Raw genomic sequence first — 2,054 nt, 5'->3', positions numbered from 1 at the left:
GAGCCATTTCACAAAATGCCGGCAGCTATACAATGAACCCACAACAAGTTGAACAAAGGCGAGCATCAAGCTTTGAATTTTTCGATGCCCTGCCGCCCTACTAAAATCACGGCGCAGCAAATGGCTGCTAGAAGTAGCCACTCGGCAAAAGTAACCAAATAGCCAATTTGCCTTTCGATGAAATCCAAGCGGCATTTCACCAAAGGAACACAACGGATCTTCAATTGGGAAAGATTCAAATCATGATGGAAAGAAAAGCAAATATTGAACCTTAACCTCTAATTTGGCTGGATTTTCCTAGATGCTTCATAACGCCAGCTTAAACCGCAGACAACGCACAAATCAAGCCGCTGCATTGCGCCTTAAACACTAAAATTACTGCAAACCAAAAATGCCACGCGTTGTTTGTCGGTTTGAAGCTTTTGTTAGCCCTTAAACTCTTTTGAGTGGGTGGAATGGCTCATCAGGCAACTCAATCGCCATGCTATCACCTGCCGACACTCTACCACCAACTTTGACGATCCCCATTACCCCTGCCTTACGGACTAACTTTCCTGAGCTATCTTTACCCAAAACAGCAGACAATAACCCAGTCTGGTATCCCTCGATTTGCGGGCAAGGGTTGCGGAGACCTGTAATCAGAACTTCTGCCCCACTGCTGAACCTAATTACGGTATCTCTTGGCAAACCAAGTAAATCAATACCTGATGTTGTGATGTTTTCCCCAAGTGATGCTGGCTCAACTTTGAACCCTTTAGCCTCAAGCTCAGAGAATAACTCATTGTGAAGAAGGTGAACTTGTCTAAGATTTGGTTGACTGGGATCGACTTTGACTCTCGAACGATGCTTTACCGTTTTTCCCCGATGAGCATCTCCGTCAACTCCTTCTCCCTCTATTAGCAATATTGAATCAACAATTGATTTAGAAAAAGTGTGCTCGGCACATTTACTGACTGAAACTACCTTTGGCATCCTTTCCTCCTGAGGGCTAACGCCAGCTTAAACCGCAGACAACGCACAAAACAAGCCGCTGCATTACGCCTTAAGCACTAAAATCACTGCAAACCAAAAATGCCACGCGTTGTTTGTCGGTTTGAAGCTTTTGTTAGAGCGATACAAACATAAAACTCGCTTGGCAATGAAGCACTTAGCTTGCATTCAATGAACAGCATCTTAGCCAACAAAACTGACTGCAACCAGCCCACAGAACCCAAAACACCGATTCAGTCGAGAATTTAGGGAAACGAGCCGAGAACAACGCTTCAAGATTCAGCGAACCGAATCGATTTTGAAAGCTTGTAGCGACTTGGGTTACGACGACTTTTCCACTTTGATGCTGGTTGAGGAATCAAACTCAAAAATACTGAAGCCAGCAACTTTCGAGAACCTGACAACCCTTGAATTATCAAAGCGCTATAACGCCCGCTTAAGCTGCTGCCAACATGACACGACGGCTACCGCATGCGCCTTAAACACAATAATTGCTGCAAACCTAAAGTGCCACACGTTGGCAGTCAGCTTGAAGCGTTTGTTATGGCGTATCACCGTAGTTCTTTTCACACCACTCTTCCCACCACATACCACCTAGCCGATTGTGAGCCCTTTTTACCCGAAAACCTTGCACTAAAGCAAGACTAAAACCAAAAGCAACTGAAGTTAGCATATAAGATTGCCAGTCAAATAAACCAATATGCGAAGTTAGTAAATACATAAACGCAGAATAAGATGCACTGCCTAAAACGGTGTACATCAAAACAATTTTGTAGATTGATTGAAAGACCATAGGTTTACCATTCGACTTTGGAAGCCAGCTTAATAAAAAAGGTAACGTTTCAGTCAAATCTTCAGGTACACCTTTTTGAATAAGGTGTTCTTGGGCAAACTTAATATTATCCATCACTTCAACCTTTCAAATCACCTCAGAGCCATAACGCCAGCTTAAACCGCAGACAACGCACAAAACAAGCCGCCGCATTGCGCCTTAAACACTAAAATTACCGCAAGCTAAAAATGCCACGCGTTGTTTGTCGGTTTGAAGCTTTTGTTAGAGCGTC

2 protein-coding genes are annotated in these 2,054 nt (G+C 43.8%); both read right to left on the bottom strand.

The features are described from left to right. Positions 1–432: 432 nt before the first annotated feature. Positions 433–972 (bottom strand): MOSC domain-containing protein, encoded by a 540-nt coding sequence (locus HC752_RS24000; protein WP_009602753.1) that lies wholly within the window; start codon positions 970–972, stop codon positions 433–435. A 559-nt stretch (positions 973–1,531) separates the two neighbouring features. Continuing rightward, positions 1,532–1,897, bottom strand: a complete 366-nt coding sequence (locus HC752_RS23995; protein WP_190337698.1) for a DUF6404 family protein — start codon at positions 1,895–1,897, stop codon at positions 1,532–1,534. Between the last annotated feature and the right edge of the window lie 157 nt (positions 1,898–2,054).

The sequence above is a fragment of the Vibrio sp. S9_S30 genome, assembly GCF_014694455.1.
Classification (GTDB): Bacteria; Pseudomonadota; Gammaproteobacteria; order Enterobacterales; family Vibrionaceae; genus Vibrio.
The sequence above is the reverse complement of the archived record's forward strand: the minus strand, read 5'-3'. Positions and strand labels throughout refer to the sequence as shown.